Raw genomic sequence first — 2,380 nt, 5'->3', positions numbered from 1 at the left:
GATCATGGTTTTACATTGATAGAATCATTTGAATTCTTGAATATGCATATTGATTATAAAAATAAAGAAACACGCGATACGATTATACATTCCTTAAAGGATGGTAAAAACTGCCATTTTATACTCTCATACCTGCATTATCCTCAAACTATCGTTACTCAAATTTATTTTTCCGAAAAGTTTGGTAGACTATCAGACAATTTAACTGAATCATATACGTTTTTAAAGCAAAAATTAGAAGTGAAACAACGATTAATTAAAACTATACAATATCCACTGATTTTAATAGGTGTATTTATGTGTATGCTATTTGGAATCAATTATTTTATACTGCCTGAGTTTCAACAAATATATACTACAATGGACATTCAGCTGTCGCCACTTTTAAAGATACTCAATTACACAATTCAACATTTTCCCCATATCATTCTCTCTTTCATCGCATTTTTATCCTTAATGTTCTTAACGATATTCCAATATGTAAGAAAACTACCGATAAATAAACGAATCACATTCATATCTAAAATTCCATTAATCAATACCTATTATAAACTCTTCAAAACGTATCAAGTAACAAATGACTTTTCATTATTTTTCCGAAACGGAATTGTTTTACAACAAATCTCTAATATTTATACAGAACAAAAGATTGATTCATTTTTAAATTATCTCGGCGAATTTATGATTAAAAATATCGAAAAAGGTTTGCGTTTACCTGAAATTTTAAAAGCGGTTGGTTGTTTCCAAGACGAACTTATTCACTTTATAGAACAAGGTGAGAAGAGCGGAAAAATTGATATAGAATTAAGTATTTATGCTCAAATACTACTAAGTCAAATCGAACGTCAAATGAACAAACAAATAAAATTTATACAGCCAGTTATCTTTTTATTACTCGGTTTTTTAATCATTTCACTTTATCTAGTCATCATGCTGCCAATGTTCGACATGCTTCAATCTATCAAATAAAAAAGAAGGCGATACTTATGACAAATATAATTAAAAATTGGAAACAAAAATATTTACGTGCATTTACTTTGCTAGAAATGCTGTTAGTGCTATTAGTTATCAGTGTATTATTAATACTTATAATCCCTAATATTGCTAAACAGTCTAAACATGTTCAAGATACTGGATGTGAAGCACAACAAAAAATGGTAAACAGTCAAATAGAAGCATTCACTTTAAACAAAAATAGAGCACCATCTTCAATTGACGAATTAGTCAGCGAAGGATTTCTAAAAGAAGGTCAAAAAACATGTAAATCCGGCAAAACAATTTCAATCAGCGACGGCGAAGCAACCGTTAGTCAATAGTAATGAAAGCTTTTACTATGATTGAAACGCTCTTAGTTCTCGCAATAATAAGTCTTTTGACATATCTCAGCTTGAATGTCAGAAGTTCAGCTCACATAAAAGAAGTAGAAAACGAATTACTAGCTAAAAACCTTGCAGCTCAAATAATATATATGAAATCCGTAGCTATTAAAGAGCATGATGATGTTATATTATTTTTTATTCGTGGCAGCAACAAAATTAAAGTAATCAGTCAAAATCACCAAGTAAGTTATATTACAATTTCTAAAGGCGAAATAGTGAGAAGTAATAATATGGATATTGTTGTTATTAATCCAGAAGGTGAATTTAATCGATTTGGATCTGTTTACATTAAATTTAATCAAACAACATTTCGTTTTATCTTCCATATTGAGAAAGGAAGTTTAAGAATTGAAAAGACTTCATAGCACTAATTGTATCAAGGGCTCTTTTATGCTTGATGCATTGACTTCATTTTCTCTAATTATCACTTTACTACTGATTTTCTTGCCTGTATTAATTAACCAACACTTTCAATTTCGTAAAGAAATTGAAAAAGCAGATATGTATCGTTCATTAATCACGGTAATAAACCGTTTTAACATAAATGAAATTCAACAAGGAATCCAATTGGAGCATTATACTATTGAAAAAGTTGATCAATCAATTTGTATTAAAAGTAATGAAACTAAAAGTAAATACTGTTTTAAAATCAAACATAAAAAGACTTAAAGCATTTACTTTCATCGAAATGATTTTTGCGTTATGTATCTTTTCAATAACAATGAGTCTTATACCACCGTTGTTCAAATCTGTAAAAACTCTAAATAAACACATGGACGATGCCTCTTTAATTCATTATGAGTTTTTTGCACAAGATATATCGAGAGAAATTAATCATATACCCATTAATAAAATAAATGTAAGCACTAAACGTATAACAATTGAAGAAGGGGATAAACGAGTTTCATATATCTTTTCAAATCATAAGATTTATAAAAACATTAACTCACGTGGAAATATAACGTTGATACAGAACATAAGTGACTTCAAAGTTACAAAAG

At 28.7% G+C, this 2,380-nt stretch carries 4 protein-coding genes; all 4 read left to right on the top strand.

Annotation, left to right across the window (positions count from 1 at the left end; all coding sequences use genetic code 11):
• The coding region (gene comGB, locus BU038_RS12270) for a competence type IV pilus assembly protein ComGB (RefSeq protein WP_107606247.1) at window positions 1-969 on the top strand (969 nt) is incomplete at its 5' end.
• A gap of 17 nt (window positions 970-986) precedes the next feature.
• A complete protein-coding gene (gene comGC, locus BU038_RS12265) occupies window positions 987-1,316 on the top strand; it encodes a competence type IV pilus major pilin ComGC (RefSeq protein WP_107606246.1) in 330 nt (109 codons plus the stop codon).
• Between the two features lie 2 nt (window positions 1,317-1,318).
• Window positions 1,319-1,744: a competence type IV pilus minor pilin ComGD gene (gene comGD, locus BU038_RS12260; RefSeq protein ID WP_107606245.1), complete on the top strand. Its 426-nt coding sequence runs from the start codon at window positions 1,319-1,321 to the stop codon at window positions 1,742-1,744.
• A 218-nt stretch (window positions 1,745-1,962) separates the two neighbouring features.
• Window positions 1,963-2,380 (top strand): competence type IV pilus minor pilin ComGF (gene comGF / locus BU038_RS12255; RefSeq protein WP_107606244.1); only part of this gene is annotated, 418 nt, incomplete at its 3' end.

The organism is Staphylococcus simulans (assembly GCF_003043455.1).
Classification (GTDB): Bacteria; Bacillota; Bacilli; order Staphylococcales; family Staphylococcaceae; genus Staphylococcus; species Staphylococcus simulans_A.
This window is presented reverse-complemented; position numbering and strand designations above follow the sequence as displayed.